Raw genomic sequence first — 17,663 nt, 5'->3', positions numbered from 1 at the left:
GGGGACTCGCACCGGGACGTCCGTGGCCGAGGTGGAGCCACTGCTCGCCGGGGACGCGCCCGGGCCGCACCGCCGTACCACCCCCGACCGCTCCACCACGGCCGCCGGCACCCACCGCGACGTGGCGGCGACACGGGCCGTACCTTCCGGCGCGACCGCCGGGCCGGCGCGGCGACCCGTTCGGAGCCGGCCGGGCCCGCCGGTCAGAGATGTATATAAGAGACAGGCACGAGGTCCTCCCTGCCAGCGGGCGTCCCGTCCGCCCGTACGTCCAGGAGGACCACGTCACGCGGCTGCGGGGCGTCGTCCGTCGCGTCGGCGGCGAACCGGGAGCACCCGGCGCAGCAGATCGCCGAAGTAACCGCTCGTCGGCGTCCGCGCGTCCCGGCCGCGGACCTCGGCCGGCCTGGTGACGCTCGCCCCCGCCCCGCTGATCGGCGCTCTGGTCGCGACCCCCCGGGCCCGCCGCGCTCCCGCCGCGCCGGAACACAGGTGGTCGGCCCCGGCCACGCGCGGGCTCCTCGCGCGGGCCCGTCGGCTCAGAGGGCCACGACGATCGCCTCCGTCGCCTTGACACTGGTCCAGACATCGCTTCCCTCGGCGAGGCGGAGTTCGGTGACGGCCTGCGGGGTGATCTCCGCGACCAGGTCCGGCACTTCGTCCGACGTGATCAGCACACGCAGCCGGCTCCCGCTGGTGGTGATCTCCCGTACGGTGCCGGGCCACACGTTGCGGGGACTGCCGGTGGGCCGGTCCCGGTGCACGGCGACGGCTTCCGGGGCGATGACCGCGAGGGAGGCCGTGCCGGGCGGGAGCGGGTCCGCGGCGATCAGGGTGCCGCCGTCGGTGAGCTGGACGCCTTCGGCGGTGGCGGTGCCGGGCCAGGCGTTGCGGCCGAGCATACGGGCGACCCAGGGGGAGCGGGGGTGGCGGGTGACCTCCGTGGGCGGGGCGTCCTGGAGGGCCCGGCCGTCCTCCAGGACGAGGACCCGGTCGGCGAGCGCGAGCGCTTCGACGGGGTCGTGCGTGACGATGAGGCACACGCCGCCGAAGCCGTCGAGATGGCGGCGGAGGGTGTGCCGGACGTGGGCGCGGGTGGTCTGGTCGAGGGCGGCGAGCGGTTCGTCGAGCAGGATCAGCCGGGGCCGGGCGGCCAGCGCCCGGGCCAGCGCGACACGCTGGGCCTGGCCCCCGGAGATCTGGGCCGGCCTGCGGTGCGCGAGGTGCCCCACGCCCAGCCGGTCGAGCCACAGTTGGGCGCTGTGACGGGCCTCCGCTCGCGGGACGCCGTGGGCGCGCAGCCCGTACGCCGTGTTGGCGAGCGCGTTCATGTGGGGGAAGAGGGCGCCGTCCTGCGGGACCCAGGCCACGCCCCTGCGGTGCGGAGGGAGACCGGAGACATCCGTGTCGCCGAGCCGGAGCACGGCGTGCGCGCGGGGGGTGAGGCCGAGCAGGGCGCGCAGCAGTGTCGTCTTGCCGGCGCCGTTGGGCCCGACGACGGCGATGGTCGTTCCGGCCTCGGCGTCGAGCGTGAGGCGGTTGAAACCGGTCACGGCGGCGTGCAGGGGCCAGCTTCCCCCGGCGCCCTTCGGGCCTGACGCCTCCGGCACGGGCCGCACGTCTCGCGCCGGGCCGGTGCCGGAGTCGTCGGCGGCGGGACTCGGCTGGACGGTGGACGCGCCCGGGGTGCCGGTCCAGCGTCCGCGCAGCGCGACGAGCACGACCATGGCGATAGCCAGGAGGAGCAGGGAGACCGAGGTGGCGGCCTCCGGGTCGTCCTGGAGCAGCAGGTAGACCTGGAGCGGCAGGGTCTGGGTCGTACCGGGGAGGTTCCCGGCGAAGGTGATGGTCGCACCGAACTCACCCAGTGCCCGTGCCCAGGTCAGCGCCGCACCCGCGGCGAGCCCGGGGGCGACCATGGGCAGGGTCACGGTGAAGAACACCCGGACCGGTGGGGCGCCCAGGGACGCCGCGGTCTCCTCGTAGCGGGGCCGCAGTCCGCCCAGCGCCCCTTCCAGGCTGATGACCAGGAACGGCATCGCCACGAACGTCGCGGCGAGCACGGCGCCGGAGGTGTGGAACGGCAGCGTGAGCCCGAAGGTGTCCTCCAGCCACGGCCCCAGCAGCCCGCGCCGGCCGAAGGCCAGGAGGAGGGCGACGCCCCCGACGGTCGGCGGCAGCACCATCGGCAGGAGCACGAGGGAGCGGACGAAAGCACGAGGGAGCGGACGAACGCCTTGCCGGGGAAGTCGACGCGAGCCAGCAGCCAGGCGAGGGGGACGCCGAGGACGACCGAAAGGCACAGCGCCCAGGCGGACACGATCAGGGACAGCCGCAGCGCCTGCATCGTCGCCGAACTGGTCAGATGGGCGCCCAGGTCGTGCCACGAGGTGCGGGCCAGGACCCCGACCAGCGGGAGCAGCAGGAAGGCGATGGCCAGCAGCGCGGGGATCGCCAGGGCGATCGGTGCGCGAGGGCCGGTGGTGCGGCTGCGGAGGCGTCTCATCGAGGTCCCTGGTGCTGAAGGTGCCGTGCGGGCGGACCGGACACCGGGCCGCCCGCACGGGTGACGGCCTGTTACGGCTGCTGGAAACCGGCGTCGGCGAGGATCTTCTGGGCCTCGGGGGTCGACAGCCACGCCACGAACGCGGCCGCCGCCTCGCTGTGCTGCGAGGTCTTCAGGGTCGCCGCCGGGTAGGAGGCGACGGCGTTCTGCTCGTCCGGGATGTCGATGGCCTCCACCTTGTCGGTGGCCGTGGCCGCGTCCGTCTTGTACACGAGACCGGCGTCGGCCTCACCGAGTTCGACCTTGCTGAGGACGGCACGGACGTTGGGCTCCTGGGAGACCGGCTTCACCTCGATCTTCTGCGCTTCCAGGATCTGCTGTCCGTAGCGCCCGACCGGCACCTCGGGTGCCGCGAGGACGACCTTCAGCCCGGGGTCGGCGAGATCCTTGAGGTTCTCGACCTTCTCCGGGTTGCCCTTGGCCGTGGCGATGACGAGACGGTTCTTCGCGATGACGGTCGGCGCTCCGGTGTCCGGCCTGAGCCCGTCCATCGTCCTGGTGTCCGCCGTGACCAGCGCGTCGGCGGGAGCGCCCTGCTTGACCTGGGCGGCCAGTTCCTGCGAGCCGGCGAACGAGAACGTCACCTTCGTCCCGGGGTGCTCCTTCTCGTACACCGCACCGGCCGACTTGAAGACGTCGGTGAGCGAGGCTGCGGCCAGCACCGTCAGATCGGCCTCCGGCACTCCGGACGCGGAGGCGGTGGCCTTGTCGCCCGAGTCCTTCTCGTCGTCGCTGCCGCAGGCGGCCAGCGGCACGAGCAGCGCCGCCGTGAGGATCGCGGCCGCCGTACGGCGCCTGGTGGAGGTGGAGGACATGAAGGTCGGTCTCCTTGGGGAAACGGCCGGCTGGTCGCCGCCCGAGCGGATGGTGCCGAGCCGCGCCGGTGACGGGCGACGCCGCTGGGGGAGTACTGGATCAGGTGCGGTCGATGTGCACACTGGTCGACTTCACACGGGCGGTGGCCTCCATGCCGACCTCCAGCCCCAGCTCCTCGACCGCTTCCCGGGTCAGGAGCGAGACGAGACGGTGCGGGCCGGCCTGGATCTCGACCTGGGCGGCGACGTCGCCGAGCTTGACCGCGGTCACGATGCCCGGGAACGCGTTACGCGCCGACGTGTAGGACGGGTCGTCCTCGCCGGTGCCGCTCTGCGCCACCTCGACGGAGAACGCGGCCAGATCCCGGCCGTCGATGAGGCGGCGCCCGCTCTCCTCGCGATGGGTCGCGACGCGCCCGCCGTCCGCCCAGCGGCGGACCGTGTCGGGGCTGACGCCGAGCAGGCGGGCGGCCTGCCCGATGGTGTAGGACTGCATGTGCGCCACCATAGGGGGGTTGACCTCGCATTTACAAGGCGTTATGCGATGCTCCATGGTATATGCGCTTCCCCTCGGAGGATGGTCCCAGGCGAGCCGGGACCTCCTCCTGCCACGCCCCGACCCACACCCGGGTGACGGTGCTGACGTAGCGTGCCCCGCACCGGTCGGAGGGCACCACCAACTGGCTCCCCGCGACATCCAGGTCCGCGCCGTCCAACCGGGTCGCCAGCAGGACGGGGGCGTCGCCGAAGTCCGCGTCGATCTCCGCCCAGGCCACCAGGGCGTGGTGGCCGTCCCCACCGGAGACCGACAGGACGAAACGGGACCGCTCCTTGCGGCGACGGGCGTCGAACAGCGGATGCGCGTCGAGGACCACCTCACGCAACAGCGGTCCTTCGAACCGGTGGCGGCGAGGGCCGCTGGTGGCGCAGTCGAACACCACCTCGGCCCGGTGCTGTTCCCACCCGTCCCGCAGGTCGCCCACGGTCAGCGTGGCCGGACGTCCGACGTCTCCGAGCAGGGCCAGCGAGACGAACTGCTCGGAAGGGGCGCTGTGTTGCGTGTGGATCGGGTCCATGGGGCTCCAGCGGTCGACGGTCCGCGGGGCGGCTGTCGGAAGGTATGCCCAGAAGGGTCCCCGTGGAACCGTGGATGCGAGGTGGTACCCGTCCTCATGCTGGTTTCTGCGAGCCTGCGGCGGCACGGGAGGTCATATCCGCCAGGTGAGGGGGCCGGGGCCAGGTCCTTCGCGGACCGGCCCGCGGCGCGCCGGACGCGTAGCGGGCCCGTCCCACCGCCCGGCCGGGGCGGTCACCGGTCGCACGGCCGCCTCCCGTGCGGCGGCTTCCGTGCCCCGCCTTTCGTGCCGTGCCTACCGCGGCTTTCGGGTCGCGGCTCTGCGCCTCGGTCACGGAGCCGGTGGGCGAGGTCAGCCGTGACCTTCCGGGCGGTCGAGGCGCACATGGGTCGCCTTGCCCCGCGCCGCCGCCGGGGCCCTTACCTTCAGGCCCGGTTCCCCCCTCCAGGGCTCCGGCGTCCCGGCCACCCCCGCAGCAGGGCGGCTCTCCGCTCCGTCCGGCCGCCGGACGCGCACCTTGCCGTGGCGCCCGGTCATGTGCTCCGCCGGACGCTCCACTGCGGCAGGTGTTGGTAGAAGGTGACCGCCTCCTCGCGCCACCGCGACCGCCAGCCCGCGGCCAGCAGGGAGGCCTCCTCGGCACAGCGCCGCATCTCGGCACGGGCCGACTCAGCCACCCCGTGGCGCTCACCCATCTCCCGCACGGCGTCGACGGCCTCGGGCGTGCACGACGGGTCGCCGAGCGCCGACTCCACCACGGCGCGTTCGGCGCCCTCGGTGGCGGCCAGCAGAGCGCTGAGCGTGTAGCTGCGCCTGCCGTCCCGCAGGTCCGTCCCGGTCGGCTTGCCCATCGCCTCCGCATCGCCGTACAGGTCCAGGTAGTCGTCACGCATCTGCCCGCAGATCCCCACGAGCCGTGCGTAGTGCCGCAGCTCCTGGTCGAACGCCGCCGGCTGCTCACCCGCCGCCAGCAGACCGAGACGCATCGGCGCGAGGACGGAGTAACGGGCGGACTTGAAGTCGGCCACGGAGTGCAGGACGTCCTCGCCGGGCACGGTGGCGGTGAAGTCACGCTCCAGGTCGGCGATCTGGCCGACGAAGGTGTCGGTCGCCGCCCGCGTCTGCACCTCGGCCATCGCCTGACGCAGAGCGACGGGCAGCGGTGCCTCCAGAATCACCCGCAGGGACAGGCCCAGTGCGAGGTCCCCCGCGAGTACGGTGAGACCGAGCGACGCCTGCGGAAGCCGCGGGAACCGGTCGCGGTAGGCGTAGTACGTCGAAGGGCCACCCCGGCGCGTGGGGCTGTCGTCGATGAGGTCGTCGTGCACCAGGCCGTGGGTCTGCAGCAGTTCGATGCTGAGGGCCGCGGCGTCCAGACCCTCGGCCGGCCCGGCATTCACGAGCCCGGCCGCCTCGTGGAGCAGTACGACCCGCATCCGCTTGCCCCCGCGCATGGAGAGTTCCCGCAGCAACTGGACGCACTCCGGGGCGTAACGGCTGAAGGGCGGTGCGTCCAGTGTCCTGGCCAGGGTGTCGAAGTACGCCTCGAACAGGGCGTTGAACCGCCGTTCGTGCGCGGCGGCACGCTCCAGTATCCGCTCGACGGGGCCGGGGGTGTGGGTCATCCGTGAACTTCCTGTTCGCGCCGCATCCGTTGAGGAGATCATCCCTGATGCGGGTCGCTCACTCTCACGGGGCGTCCGCCGGAGCCCTGGACCCGCCGCACCCCTGGCCGGGCCGGCCACGTCACCGGGCGGCCAGCGCCTCGATCTCGACGAGCATGTCCGGATCCGACAGGGCCGCGACTTCGGCGAGAAGACTGGCCGGCCGGCATCCGGACGCGTCCAGGACGTCCGTGACCACGTCGTAGTGGGTGGTCACCGCCGCGATGTCCGTGGTGAAGAGGCGCAACTGGACGACGTCACCCAGCGCGAAACCCGCTTCGCGCAGTGTCTCGTCCAGCCGCTGGAAGGTCAGCCGCAACTGCCCCCGGACGTCTCCGGCGTGGGCGATCGCCCCCTTCGCGTCACGGGCCTCGTGCCCGGAGACCACCAGCCAGTGCCGCGGGTCCGTGAGAAGGACGGCGTGGTTGTAGCCCAGCTTGCCGCCGAAGTACCGGGGGCCGATGTCCGTGCGTTCCATGATGCGTCTCCTGAGCGGGCCCCGGACGGATCCGGCAGCCCGGTGGGGAACGGGTGCCGTGGCCAGTATGCGACGATTCGTCCCGGTTGTGCTGGCCGGTGGCGACCGTGTCCCCGCTCCGGCGGAGGAAGGGGGTGGCGACCCGTCCGACACCGGCCGACGGGCACGGCTCGCGGCGCTCCTCGGCGGCCCCGGGCGCGCGGTGCCGTTCCCCCACGCCCGGAGACCGCGGGCTGCCGCCCCGGCCGCGGCTCACCTGGGGTGTGCCGGCTGGAGCCCCGCGTACACACCGCCCCTGTCCAGCAGTTCCTCATGGGTCCCGACCTCGGCGATCCGCCCGCCCTCCATGGCCACGATGTGGTCGGCGCCCTGGATGGTGGACAGGCGATGGGCCACGACGAAGACGGTCCGGCCGTGGACGAGCCGGCCCAGGGCCTCCTGCACGAGCGCCTCGGAACGGTTGTCGAGCGCGGAGGTCGCCTCGTCGAGCACCAGCACCCGGGGATCACGGATCAGCGCCCGGGCGATGGCCAGCCGCTGCTTCTGACCGCCCGACAGCTGGGCACCCCGCTCCCCGATGGTGGTGTCGAGACCGTGCGGCAGACCGTTCACGAACTCCAGCGCGTTGGCGTCCCGGAGGGCACGCATCAGCGTCTCCTCGTCGGTGTCCCCCATGCCGTACGTGACGTTGTCGCGGATGCTGCCCTCGAAGAGGATCGACTCCTGCGGCACCACCGACAGGAAGCGCCGGTACGTCCGCAGATCGAGCCCCGCCATGTCGGCGCCGTCGAGCAGGATCCGGCCCGAGGTGGGCCGGATGAAACCGATGAGCAGATTGAGCACCGTCGACTTGCCCGCGCCCGACGCCCCGACCAGGGCGATGGTCTCCCCGGGCCGTGCGGAGAGGGTGAACCCCTCGACCGCCGGTTCCCCGTCCTCGTACGCGAACCGGACGTCCTCGAAGTCGATGCGGCCGACGACGTGCTGCACCTGTGCCTTCCCGGCGTTGTTCTCCAGGTCGGGTGCCTGCAGCACCTCGCCCGCCGAACGCACCGACTCCAGCCCCTTGGTGAGGACCGGCGCCAGACCGAGCAGCGTCGTCACGGAGCCCGTCAGCACCGTGAAGAAGGAGCTCAGCATCACCACGTCGCCGGGCGTGACGGCCATCCAGCCGTGATAGGCCACCAGTGCGGACCCCGTCAGACACAACACCCCGAGCGTGTTGAGGATGACCCAGGCCAGCGAGCCGAAGCGCCCGTTGAGCATGTCCAGCCGCAGCCCGGCCGCGAACACCTGGCGCAGCGAGCCGTCGACCCGGCCCAGTGCGGTCCGCTCCAGGCCGTGGGCCCGGGTGATGGGGATCAGGGCGGTCATCTCGCCCACCCGGGAGGAGAGCCGCTCGACCTCGCGGCGGAAGGACTCGTTGTGGCTGCGAAGCCTCCCGCGCAGCTTCATCACCAGGAATCCGGCGGCGGGCACCACGACCAGGAAGACGGGCAGGAACTCCGGGACCCGCACCCCGATGACCACGAGCCCGCCGACCAGCGTGACGACCGCGCCCAGCCCCATGTCGGAGCTCTGCTGCACCATCTGCTCGACGGCCTCCACGTCGCGGACCACCTTGGCCTGCAGCACGCTGGAGCTGACCCGGGCGTGGTAGCCGATGGAGAGCTGCTGCATGCGGCGGCAGAGAGCAGAGCGCAGCGTCGTACCCGTGCGCCGGATGCTGCCGCCCAGCAGCCGCACGTACCACTGGTGCAGCGGGTAGTTGATCACCAGGATGAACAGCAGGACGCCGGTGGCCTTCCAGATCCCCGACTCCGGACCGTGCTGGACGACCACGTCGAGGACGGTCGCGGTGATCAGGGGCAGCAGCCAGATGGGGCTGTGCTTCACCACGAAGACGCAGACCGCCAGGGCCAGTCGGCCGCGGTCGGGGCGGAAGAGGTGACCGAGTGTGCGGACCGGGTTCTCGCCGCGGTAGCGGTGGTCCAGGTGGTCGAAGGGGGCCAGGGGCTCGCCGGGGCGAGGCGGAAGCGCTTCGTGCATGAGGTCATCCCATCCGGTCGCATCCCGGGCGACAACCCCCTTTCCACGGGAAGAGACGGCGGCGCGCGGCCGGACGGCGGAGACCACGCGGCACCGCGCGGGAGCCGCGTTCTTCCCTGTACGTCAGCCCGCCCGGGAATCGCTCCGGGCCGCATCGCGTGATCGTTTCGCGACCGGGTAGCGGTGGAGAATGTTCAGGCATAGGCGTGTACGAGTGGTGACCGTTCTGCTCATCGGCTGGGTGGTGCTGGCCTCGGTGGAGCACTGGGCGGAACAGGAGCCGTGGCCGAGGGCGGTGCCGGCCGGGCTGCTGTGGGCGTGCGTGGTGGCCGGTGTCTGGTGGTTCGCGGAGTGGACGCAGTCACCCGTACGCACCGCCCGACGGTCCCGGGGGCGCACCCCGGCGGAGGGCGGGCGGCGTCGGCACGGGGCCGTGGAGGACCCGGACCCGCACCCGCGCGGTTCGTCGGCACCGTCGCACCGCTGACCGGCCGCGCGAGCGCACGGACGGCGGCCTGCGCACACCGCCACGCTGTGCACCGCCTCAGGTGCCGACGAGCCGGAGCGAGCCCCAGAGTGCCACGGTGGCCAGAGCGAGGGCGGCGGGAGCGGTGAGCAGGCCGAGGCGGCTGAACTCCTTCAGCCCGACGCCGTGACCGTGCTCGTGGGCGATGTGGCGCCACAGCAGGGTGGCCAGCGAACCGGCGTACGTCAGGTTGGGGCCGATGTTGACACCGACGAGCACCGCGAGGACCGCGCCGGGGCCGGAGGAGGCGGCCAGCGGTGCCAGGGCGAGTACGGCGGGCAGGTTGTTGATCAGGTTGGCGAGCAGCGCGGCGACACCGGCCGTGGCGAGCAGCGCGGGCAGCGACGTGCCGTCCGGCAGGACATGGCCGAGGGCCTTGCCGAGTCCGTTGTCCACGACGGCCCGGACGACGACACCCAGGGCGAGGACGAACGCCAGGAACGGCACCGAGGCGGCACGGATGATCCCGGCCACGCTGGTGTGGCGCCGGGACAGCGCCCGTACGGCCATGACGAGGGCACCCGCCGTGGCGACCCAGGCCGGGGCGATGTCGAACACGGAGGCCACGGGGAACCCGACGAGCGTGGCGGCGACCGTCACCACGGCGAACACCGGCGTCTGCGGCCGCGCTTCGGGCGTGCTCCCGGTGGGCGGCGCGCTCAGGTCGGCGGCGAAGAAGCGGCGGAACACCGCGTACTCGACGGCGATCGCGACCAGCCACGGCAGCAGCATCAGCACGGCGAACCGGGTGAAGGACAGACCGGTGGCGGCGAACGCGAGCAGATTCGTCAGGTTCGAGACGGGCAGCAGCAGCGACGCGGTGTTGGACAGATGGGCACTGGCGTAGACGTGCGGCTTCGGCCGCACGCCCATTCGGGCGGCCGTCGCGAAGACCACCGGGGTCAGCAGGACCACGGTGGCGTCCAGGCTCAGGGCCGCGGTGATCGCCGAGGCGAGCACGAAGACCGAGCCCAGCAACCGCGAGGAACTCGTTCCGGCCCAGCGGGCCATCCAGTCGCCGCACGCGTGGAAGAGGCCCTCGTCCGCGCAGAGTCCGGCCAGGACGAGGACGGCCGCGAGGAACCCGATGACGGGACCGAGCCGCTCGGCCTCCTGCCGCACGTGCTCCCAGGGGATGGCGCCGGAAAGGATCACCACCCCGGCGGCAGGTACGGCGAACGCCGCCTCAGGCCACCGGAACGGGCGCACCACGGCACAGAGCAGCACCAGGCCCAGCATGGCGACGGACAGGAACTCGCTGATCATGTCCCGATGATCCCCGACCCGGACGGGCAGGTGATCCCGCGCCCGTCCCGGGGCGACGGCGTGGCGCCGGGCCCGGCGCCACGGGCCGCCCGGAAGGCCGGACGCGGCTTCCCCTCCGCACGGCCCGGCTGCCGGGTGAGGCATGGGCCCCGGTGCGAGCGGTACGGGCAGCGTCCAGGGCGGCAGCAGCCCCCGGGAGGAGACCGTCAGGCGCAGACCGAGCCGTCGGCCCGCCCCCGCGGCCAGGGTCCCGCCCTGCGCCGTGCCGTCGTGAAACAGTGCGTGGTGAAGGAGGCACGAGGCTCCTGACGGGGCCTACGGCTGAGGACCGTGCGCCGGACCGGGGCCGTGCCGCTCACGCCCGCACCGACGCGCCCGGTCCGAGGGCGCCGGGAGGTTGGACCATGCACCGCACCCGTGCCCGGCACGCCATGGCCGGCGTGCTGACCGCACTCGTCCTCGTACCGCTGACGGCCTGTGGTGAGGGCGGCGCGCAGGCGTCCCCGACCACCGCGCCCCCGGCGACCGGCGCACCGGGCGGTACGGCGTTGCCGGGCCCGCGTGCGACCGTCGCGGACACCGCCGGCGCGTTCGGGGGACTGGAGGAGAAGTACGGCGCACGGCTGGGGGTGTACGCCCTGGACACCGGCACCGGGCGCGAGGTGACGCACAACGCCGACGAGCGCTTCGCCTACGCGTCCACCTTCAAGGCGCTGGCCGCCGGTGCCGTGCTGCGGACGTACGAGGTGAGCGGTATGGACTGGCTGGTCACCTACTCCGAGGACGACCTCGTCCCCGACTCGCCCGTCACCGAGAAGCACCTGGCCACCGGGATGACCTTGGACGCCCTGTGCGACGCGGCCGTCCGGCACAGCGACAACACCGCGGCCAACCTCCTCCTCGAACGGCTGGGAGGGCCGAAGGGGTTGAACGTCCTGCTGCGGCAACTGGGCGACGACGTCACGCGCATGGAGCGCCTGGAACCCGAACTGAGCCGCTGGGAACCGGACTCCACCCGGGACACGACCACGCCGCGGGCCTTCGCCGGGAACCTGCGCGCGTTCGTGCTCGGAGACGTCCTCGGCGACGCCGAACGGAACCGGCTCACGCACTGGCTGCGCACCAACACCACCGGCGACGAGCTCATCCGGGCAGGCGTGCCCGAGGACTGGACCGTCGGTGACAAGACCGGCGCCGGCATCGGATACGGCGTCCGCAACGACATCGCCGTGCTGTGGCCCCCCGATCGCGCCCCCGTCGTCGTCGCGATCATGTCGAACCGCGGCCGTGCGGACGCCCCGTACGACAACCGGCTGATCGCCGAAGCGGCGGCCGTCGTGGCGGACACACTGCCCTGACGGGCCGTCACGGAAACCGGGCACCTCCTCGGAGCGAGGGCGGCCCCTGTGCGTTCCCGTGGTCGTCCCAGGGCAGGAGCGCCTCAGGCAAGGGCTCACGGTGCACGACGTGCAGACGGGAGACGGCCCGGGTGAGCGCCACGTACAGGCGGTGCGCGCCCCTGGGTTCGGCCCGGACGACGGCGGCGGGTTCCACGACCACCACGTGGTCGTACTCCAGCCCCTTGGCGGCGGAGGCGGGCACCACCGAGACGCGGGCCCCCGGGGTCTTCGGCCCGGACGCCGGCAGACCGGCCGCGGCGAGCACCTCCCGCAGCGCCTCGGCCGCGGTGTCGGCGGCGATCACGGCGACGGAGCCCGGGTGGGCGAGCGCGTCCCGCACCGCCGCGACGGCCGCGGCACCCGTGTCGTCGGCACGGGTGAAGGCCAAGCCCCCGTCGCGGCGCATCGGCCGGCAGGGCGGCACATCGACGTCGAGGTGGGCCAGCAGCCGGTTGGCGAGCTCGGCGACCGCCCCCGGTACGCGGAAGCCGGCGGTCAACGCGGTCACCGGGGTCTCCGGCCTGCCGAGGTGGGCCAGGAGCTCCGGCCAGGCGCGCGCCGCCCAGGGAGTCGTGCCCTGGGCGAGATCACCGAGGACGGTGAGGGAGCCGAAGGGCGAACGCCGGGCGACGGCGCGGCACTGCATGGGGGAGAGGTCCTGCGCCTCGTCCAGGACGATGTGCCCGTAACCGGCCGGGCGTTCGATGAGACCGGCGAGCTCGTCGAGGAGGACCAGGTCGGCCGCCGACCAGTGGGCCGGCCCGCGCGGGCGAGCCGCACCGGCCCGCAGCAGGCACCGCTGCTCGTCGGTGCCGAGCAGCCCCTCGGCCGCCGTGGCGAGCGAGAACGGGCCGGACGCGGAGGCCGGGGCGGACGGCCCGGCCAGCAGGTCCGCGAGCACCTCTTCGGGCCGTACGACGGGCCACACGGCGTCGAGCAGGGCGGCGACCGGCCGGGACCGTGAGACCTTCCGCACCCAGGTGTCGCTCCGGGGACCGGTGCGGCGCTCGGCCTGCTGTCGCAGGGCGTGGACGATACGGGTGCGTACCCGGTCGCGCCCCAGGGCATGGGGAAGCTCCTCGTCCCGCACGCCGCGCACGATGCGTTCCACCTCGTCGGCGGCGAGGCGCCGGCGGCTGGATCCGTCCTGCACCACCAGGGGGGCCGCCGCGTCCGGACGGACCCGTGCGTACAGGGCCCGGCGCAGCACCTCCGCCATGCGGACGTCGTGCTTGACGCGCGCGGTGTCCTCGCTGTCCCGCACGGTGACCGGGTGGCGGGCGATCTCGTCCTCCAGGGTCGACTGGCGCACCCCGGTCTCGCCCAGCGACGGCAGCACTTCGCGGATGTACGACAGGAACGCGCGGTTGGGGCCGAGGACGAGCATCCCGCCGCGCCGCACCCGCCGGGGGTCGCTGTAGAGCAGGTACGCGGCGCGGTGCAGCCCCACCGCGGTCTTGCCGGTGCCGGGGGCGCCCTGGACACACAGCGAGACCCGCGGGTCGGCCCGTACGAGGTCGTCCTGCTCCGGCTGGATGGTGGCTGCGATGTCCCGCATCGGCCCGACACGCGGACGCTCGATCTCGGCGGCCACGATGCCGCTCGGCCGTGTCTCGCCCGCTTCCAGACGTTCGTCCTCCAGGCCGGTCAGGTCGGCGGAGTCGCCGCGGCTGCCCGGCGACCAGCCGAACCGGCGCCGGACCGAGACGGCCTGCGGGTCGTGTGGGCCGGCCTGGTAGAAGGCCCGGGCGACGGGCGCGCGCCAGTCGACGACGAGCGGAGGCGCGGACGGATCGGGGGCGAGGCGTACCCGCCCGATGTGGTAGCTCCGGCCCGCGTGGTCCCCGGCGTCCTCGGCGGCGGAGAAGTCGAGGCGACCGAAGAAGAGGGGGCCCTCGGGCAGTTCCCGGAGATCCCGCGCCTGCGTGCGCAGCCGGCGGCCGAGTACCTCGGCATCGGCGCCGGACGCCGAGACGTTCTCGCCGGTCACCACCTGTTCCTGCGCGCCGTTCACCAGGGCGGTGAGCGCGGCGCGGCAGACCTCGTGGTAGGCGCGTTCCTGATTCAGGGCATCACTGAGAGCTGGCTGGGAGGTCGGCATCCCGCCACGATAATGCAACTGGATAAAATTTGTTACCCGGTTTTATTTTGTGCCCGGCGTAAGGAGGCGGGGCAGTGCCGCCTCCAGCTGAGCGAAGGCCGACGCGGCGGCCTCCACGGCCTCGGGGAGGAGAGCCGAGGCCCGGGCGCCGTCCGTGATCCGCCGCCAGTTCTCCTGAGCGAGGACGCGCCGGACGGCGACGATCTGCCCGGCCGCCAACCGGTCCGCCAGCGCGGGCGCCCCGCCTCCCAGCGCCTCGGCGAGCGCGGCCTCGTCCCGCTCCAGATGGGCGTACAGGCGCGCCACCAGCGACGGCGTCCCGTACAGCAGCCGGTGGAAGGCGAGCACCTCGGGCTCGTCGTTCAGCCCGGTCACGGGGTCCCGGCGGGCCAGCCCGTCGAGGAAGTGGCGCCGCAGCGCCTGAAGCGGGGAGAGGTCCGAAGGGCGCCCGGCGACCACCCGGCCGGCCTCCCCCTCGTGGTCGGCCAGCCGGTGCAGTACCAGGTCCTCCTTGGCGGGGAAGTACCGGAAGAGGGTCGGCTTCGAGACGTCGACCGCCGCCGCCACGTCGGCGACGGTCACCTGGTCGAACCCCCGCTCCAGGAAGAGGGCGACGGCCGTGTCCGACAGCCTCCGGTACATCTGCCGCTTCTTGCGCTCCCGCAGCCCGCCCATGTCACTCATGGCCAGAAGCGTACGCAGGGACGGGGACGGGGCACGCCTGGCCACCGCGGTACGGGGGCCGCGGTTCGGCCCCCGTACCGCCCACAGGAGTGCGCCCGTACACCACGCGGACCACCTGCCTCAGCGCAGCGACGCGGGCAGCGCCTCCCGGTGGACGACGCCCAGACGCTGGGTGGCCCGGGTCAGCGCCACGTACAGGTCACTGGTCCCGTACCGGCCGGGCTCCACGACCAGCACATGGTCGAACTCCAGCCCCTTGGCCTGGCGCGGGCCGAGCAGCACCACCGGGAGGGTGAGGTCGGGCTCGGCACCGGCCGTGACCCCGTCGAGCCGGTCGGCGATCTCCTCGTGCAGCGCGTGGGGTGCGATCACCGCCAGACGCCCCTCCTCCGGCGTCAGTTCGGCCACCGCCCGGGCCACCGCGCCCGCCAGGTCCGCCCCGGACTCCCGGATCCACGGAGCCTCACCGGTGGAGCGCACCGAACCGGGCGGCTCGAACGAGGGGTCTTCGGCCCGTACGACCCTGGCGGCCAGCTCCATGATCTCGGCGGGCGTACGGTAGTTGACCCCGAGTCGGACATGCTCGAAGCGGTCACCGACGTACGGCTCCAGGATCCGGTCCCACGAACCGACGCCCGCTTCGTCGGAGGTCTGCGCCGGGTCGCCGACCAGGGTCAGGGAGCGGGTCGGCGAACGGCGCATCAGCAGCCGCCAGGCCATCGGCGACAGCTCCTGCGCCTCGTCGACGATGATGTGGCCGAACGCCCACGTCCGGTCGGCGGCGGCACGCTCGGCCGCACTGCGGTGGTCGGCCTCCTCGTGGCGCTCGGCCATCCGCTCGGCGTCGACGATGTCGTGCGCGGCCAGGACCTCGGACTCCTCGTCCTCGAACTCGTACGTCTCCGAGCCACGCGAGAGCTCCAGCACGCCCTGCGCGTACGCGATCCGCTCCTGGCGCTCCGCCTCGGCCGCGGCCCGCTCGGCGCTGTCGTCCGCACCGAGCAGCTCGGCCGCCTCGTCCAGCAGCGGCACGTCGGCGGGGGTCCACTCCTCGCCGCCGGGCGCCCGGCGGATCGCCTCGGCGTCCTCCTCCGGCAGGTACACGGGATCGGCCAGATAGTCGGCGAGGAACTCCTCGGGGGTCAGCACGGGCCACAGCTCACCGATCGCCGCGTGCACCTCCCCGCTCGCGGCGACGCCCTTGCCGAGCTGGGCGATGTCGTCGGGACCGAGGAAGTTGGGGCCCCCGTACGGGTCCGCGCCGATCCGTTCGGTGAGCTGCTCGGTGAGCGCGTCGACGATCCGGAAGGCGAAGACCGGGCGGGCGAGGTTGTGCGGCAGCCGGGTCTCGCGGGCCGCCTCCCGCGCCTCGTAGGCGATCTCCCAGTCCAGCACCAGGTCGCCGTCGTCGTGCGGGACGACCAGTGGCGCGCCGGGTTCGGGCAGCCGCTGCCGGTCGCGCACCGCGAGGGCCAGCGCCTCGGCCATGGGCACGGCGCCCTTGACGGAGGCGGCACGGGGCGTGTCCGTGCCGCGGGCCTGGACACCGGGGAAGAGCTCGGCCTGGGTGGCCAGCATGACGCCGGTCTCGCCGAGCGCGGGCAGCACCTCACCGATGTACCGCAGGAACGCCGGGTTGGGCCCCACGATCAGCACCGCCCGCTTCGCGAGCAGCTCGCGGTGCTCGTAGAGCAGGAAGGCCGCCCGGTGCAGAGCGACGGCCGTCTTGCCCGTGCCGGGGCCGCCCTCGACGACGAGCACGCCCCGGTGCGGGGCACGGATGATGCGGTCCTGCTCCGCCTGGATGGTCCGCACGATGTCGCCCATGCGGCCGGTGCGGGCGGAGTTCAGCGCCGCCAGCAGCACGGCGTCACCGCTCGGGTCCTCGAAACCGCTGCGCTCGCCGTCCGAGAGATCGAGGACCTCGTCGTGCAGCTCCGTCACCGTGCGGCCCTCGGTGGTGATGTGCCTGCGCCGCCGCAGCCCCATGGGGGTGTGCCCGGTGGCCAGGTAGAAGGGACGCGCGACCGGCGCCCTCCAGTCGATCAGGAGCGGAGTGCGGTCGGCGTCGTCCTCGCGCATTCCGATACGGCCGATATGGTGCGTGGCGCCGTCACTCAGATCGATGCGGCCGAAACACAGCGAGCCGTCCACGGCATTCAGCGCGGCCAGCAGCCCCGAACGCTCCGCCACGAGTACGTCGCGCTCGAGGCGCGCCTGCAGTCCGTTGCCCACCGGCGTCAACGCGGTCTCCACCCCCCGGGCGGCGTCCCCGCGCAGCACGTCGACCCGTTCGTGGAGCCGGTCGGCGAATTCCTGTTCCTGCTGCAATTCGGTGCTTTCGCGAGTTGACAAAACGGCTCCCTGCCGGATATGGTGTTTCTTGTAGGCCCTATGTGGGCCTTTTTCTGTGGGCACACAGAAACATCCAATATACGCGAGGAAAGCCCCGGCCCGTCATGGCGGACCGGGGCTTTTCCGTCCGTCAGGAGCGGTTGCCGTCCCTGGCCGCCTCACCGGGCACCCGCAGGACGAGTACGGCCATGTCGTCGTGCCCGTCACCGGGGTAGTGGTCGGCCAGTACGCCGCACAACTGCTCCAGCGGCTCGCCGGCGAGGCTGCCCGCGGTCACCGCGAACGCGTCCAGCCCGTGCTGCAGCGGCTGGTCGTGACGCTCCACGACACCGTCGGTGTACATGACCACGGTGCTGCCGGGAGCCAGGGCGTAGGTGTGGTCGGGGCGCCCCAGACCCGCGTCGACTCCGAGCGGGACACCGGGCTCGGCATCCAGAAAGTGCACCTGGCCGTCGGGCAGCAGCACGAGCGGCGGCGGGTGGCCGGCGTTGCTCCAGCGCATCAGCCACCCCCCGTGCGCGGGTTCGAAACGGCAGAGGCAGGCCGTGGTCACGGAGTTCCCGCCGGTCGCCAGCAGGATCCGGTCCAGCCTGTTCAGCGTCGCCCCCGGGGCGGTGTCTCCGTCGAACGACAGGGCCCGCAGCATGCTGCGGGTCTGCGACATCGCTGTCTCTTATACACAT

General features: G+C 73.2%; 13 protein-coding genes and 1 pseudogene. 2 read left to right on the top strand and 12 right to left on the bottom strand.

Translation table 11 applies throughout. The annotated features are described in order from the left end of the window. Positions 1 to 539 precede the first annotated feature (539 nt). The 7 genes and pseudogenes from IH13_RS36750 to IH13_RS0105020 form a co-directional block, all read right to left on the bottom strand. Positions 540 to 2,506, bottom strand: a pseudogene (locus IH13_RS36750) (ABC transporter permease). Between the two features lie 71 nt (positions 2,507 to 2,577). Further along, positions 2,578 to 3,381, bottom strand: coding sequence for a molybdate ABC transporter substrate-binding protein (gene modA / locus IH13_RS0105045; RefSeq protein WP_031081349.1), 804 nt, complete (start codon positions 3,379 to 3,381; stop codon positions 2,578 to 2,580). Positions 3,382 to 3,481: 100 nt separating this feature from the next. Beyond that, positions 3,482 to 3,877: a TOBE domain-containing protein gene (locus IH13_RS0105040; RefSeq protein WP_031081347.1), complete on the bottom strand. Its 396-nt coding sequence runs from the start codon at positions 3,875 to 3,877 to the stop codon at positions 3,482 to 3,484. Between the two features lie 31 nt (positions 3,878 to 3,908). Next, entirely contained in the window at positions 3,909 to 4,457 is a 549-nt protein-coding gene (locus tag IH13_RS0105035; protein WP_031081345.1) for a molybdopterin-dependent oxidoreductase, read from the bottom strand. A gap of 533 nt (positions 4,458 to 4,990) precedes the next feature. Continuing rightward, complete coding sequence (locus tag IH13_RS0105030; protein WP_031081343.1) at positions 4,991 to 6,082, bottom strand: polyprenyl synthetase family protein; 1,092 nt, start codon at positions 6,080 to 6,082, stop codon at positions 4,991 to 4,993. A gap of 121 nt (positions 6,083 to 6,203) precedes the next feature. Beyond that, positions 6,204 to 6,599 (bottom strand): Rid family hydrolase, encoded by a 396-nt coding sequence (locus IH13_RS0105025; protein WP_031081342.1) that lies wholly within the window; start codon positions 6,597 to 6,599, stop codon positions 6,204 to 6,206. A gap of 252 nt (positions 6,600 to 6,851) precedes the next feature. Next, positions 6,852 to 8,648 carry an ABC transporter ATP-binding protein gene (locus tag IH13_RS0105020; RefSeq protein ID WP_031081340.1) on the bottom strand — a complete coding sequence of 599 codons (1,797 nt, stop codon included), beginning with the start codon at positions 8,646 to 8,648 and terminating at the stop codon, positions 6,852 to 6,854. Positions 8,649 to 8,865: 217 nt separating this feature from the next. Between IH13_RS0105020 and IH13_RS0105015 the strand changes: the two genes are divergently transcribed. Further along, positions 8,866 to 9,135, top strand: coding sequence for a hypothetical protein (locus tag IH13_RS0105015; protein ID WP_234433211.1), 270 nt, complete (start codon positions 8,866 to 8,868; stop codon positions 9,133 to 9,135). 57 nt (positions 9,136 to 9,192) lie between these two features. Here IH13_RS0105015 and IH13_RS0105010 read toward each other — a convergent pair whose 3' ends face one another. Further along, positions 9,193 to 10,440 carry an SLC13 family permease gene (locus IH13_RS0105010; RefSeq protein WP_031081335.1) on the bottom strand — a complete coding sequence of 416 codons (1,248 nt, stop codon included), beginning with the start codon at positions 10,438 to 10,440 and terminating at the stop codon, positions 9,193 to 9,195. Positions 10,441 to 10,844: 404 nt separating this feature from the next. Between IH13_RS0105010 and bla the strand changes: the two genes are divergently transcribed. Continuing rightward, a complete protein-coding gene (gene bla / locus IH13_RS0105005; RefSeq protein ID WP_031081334.1) occupies positions 10,845 to 11,798 on the top strand; it encodes a class A beta-lactamase in 954 nt (317 codons plus the stop codon). Positions 11,799 to 11,805: 7 nt separating this feature from the next. Here the strand turns inward: bla and IH13_RS0105000 are convergent, their stop codons facing one another. The 4 genes from IH13_RS0105000 to IH13_RS0104985 form a co-directional block, all read right to left on the bottom strand. Beyond that, positions 11,806 to 13,941 (bottom strand): HelD family protein, encoded by a 2,136-nt coding sequence (locus IH13_RS0105000; protein ID WP_082317516.1) that lies wholly within the window; start codon positions 13,939 to 13,941, stop codon positions 11,806 to 11,808. A gap of 42 nt (positions 13,942 to 13,983) precedes the next feature. Then, positions 13,984 to 14,625, bottom strand: a complete 642-nt coding sequence (locus IH13_RS0104995; RefSeq protein ID WP_031081331.1) for a TetR family transcriptional regulator — start codon at positions 14,623 to 14,625, stop codon at positions 13,984 to 13,986. 120 nt (positions 14,626 to 14,745) lie between these two features. Continuing rightward, positions 14,746 to 16,956 (bottom strand): HelD family protein, encoded by a 2,211-nt coding sequence (locus tag IH13_RS0104990; RefSeq protein WP_031081329.1) that lies wholly within the window; start codon positions 16,954 to 16,956, stop codon positions 14,746 to 14,748. A gap of 154 nt (positions 16,957 to 17,110) precedes the next feature. After that, positions 17,111 to 17,644 (bottom strand): PP2C family protein-serine/threonine phosphatase, encoded by a 534-nt coding sequence (locus IH13_RS0104985; protein ID WP_234433210.1) that lies wholly within the window; start codon positions 17,642 to 17,644, stop codon positions 17,111 to 17,113. Positions 17,645 to 17,663 lie beyond the last annotated feature (19 nt).

Source organism: Streptomyces sp. NRRL WC-3549 (assembly GCF_000721935.1).
Lineage (GTDB): Bacteria > Actinomycetota > Actinomycetes > Streptomycetales > Streptomycetaceae > Streptomyces.
Note: the sequence above shows the minus strand (reverse complement) of the source record. Positions and strands in the feature narration are given on the sequence as shown.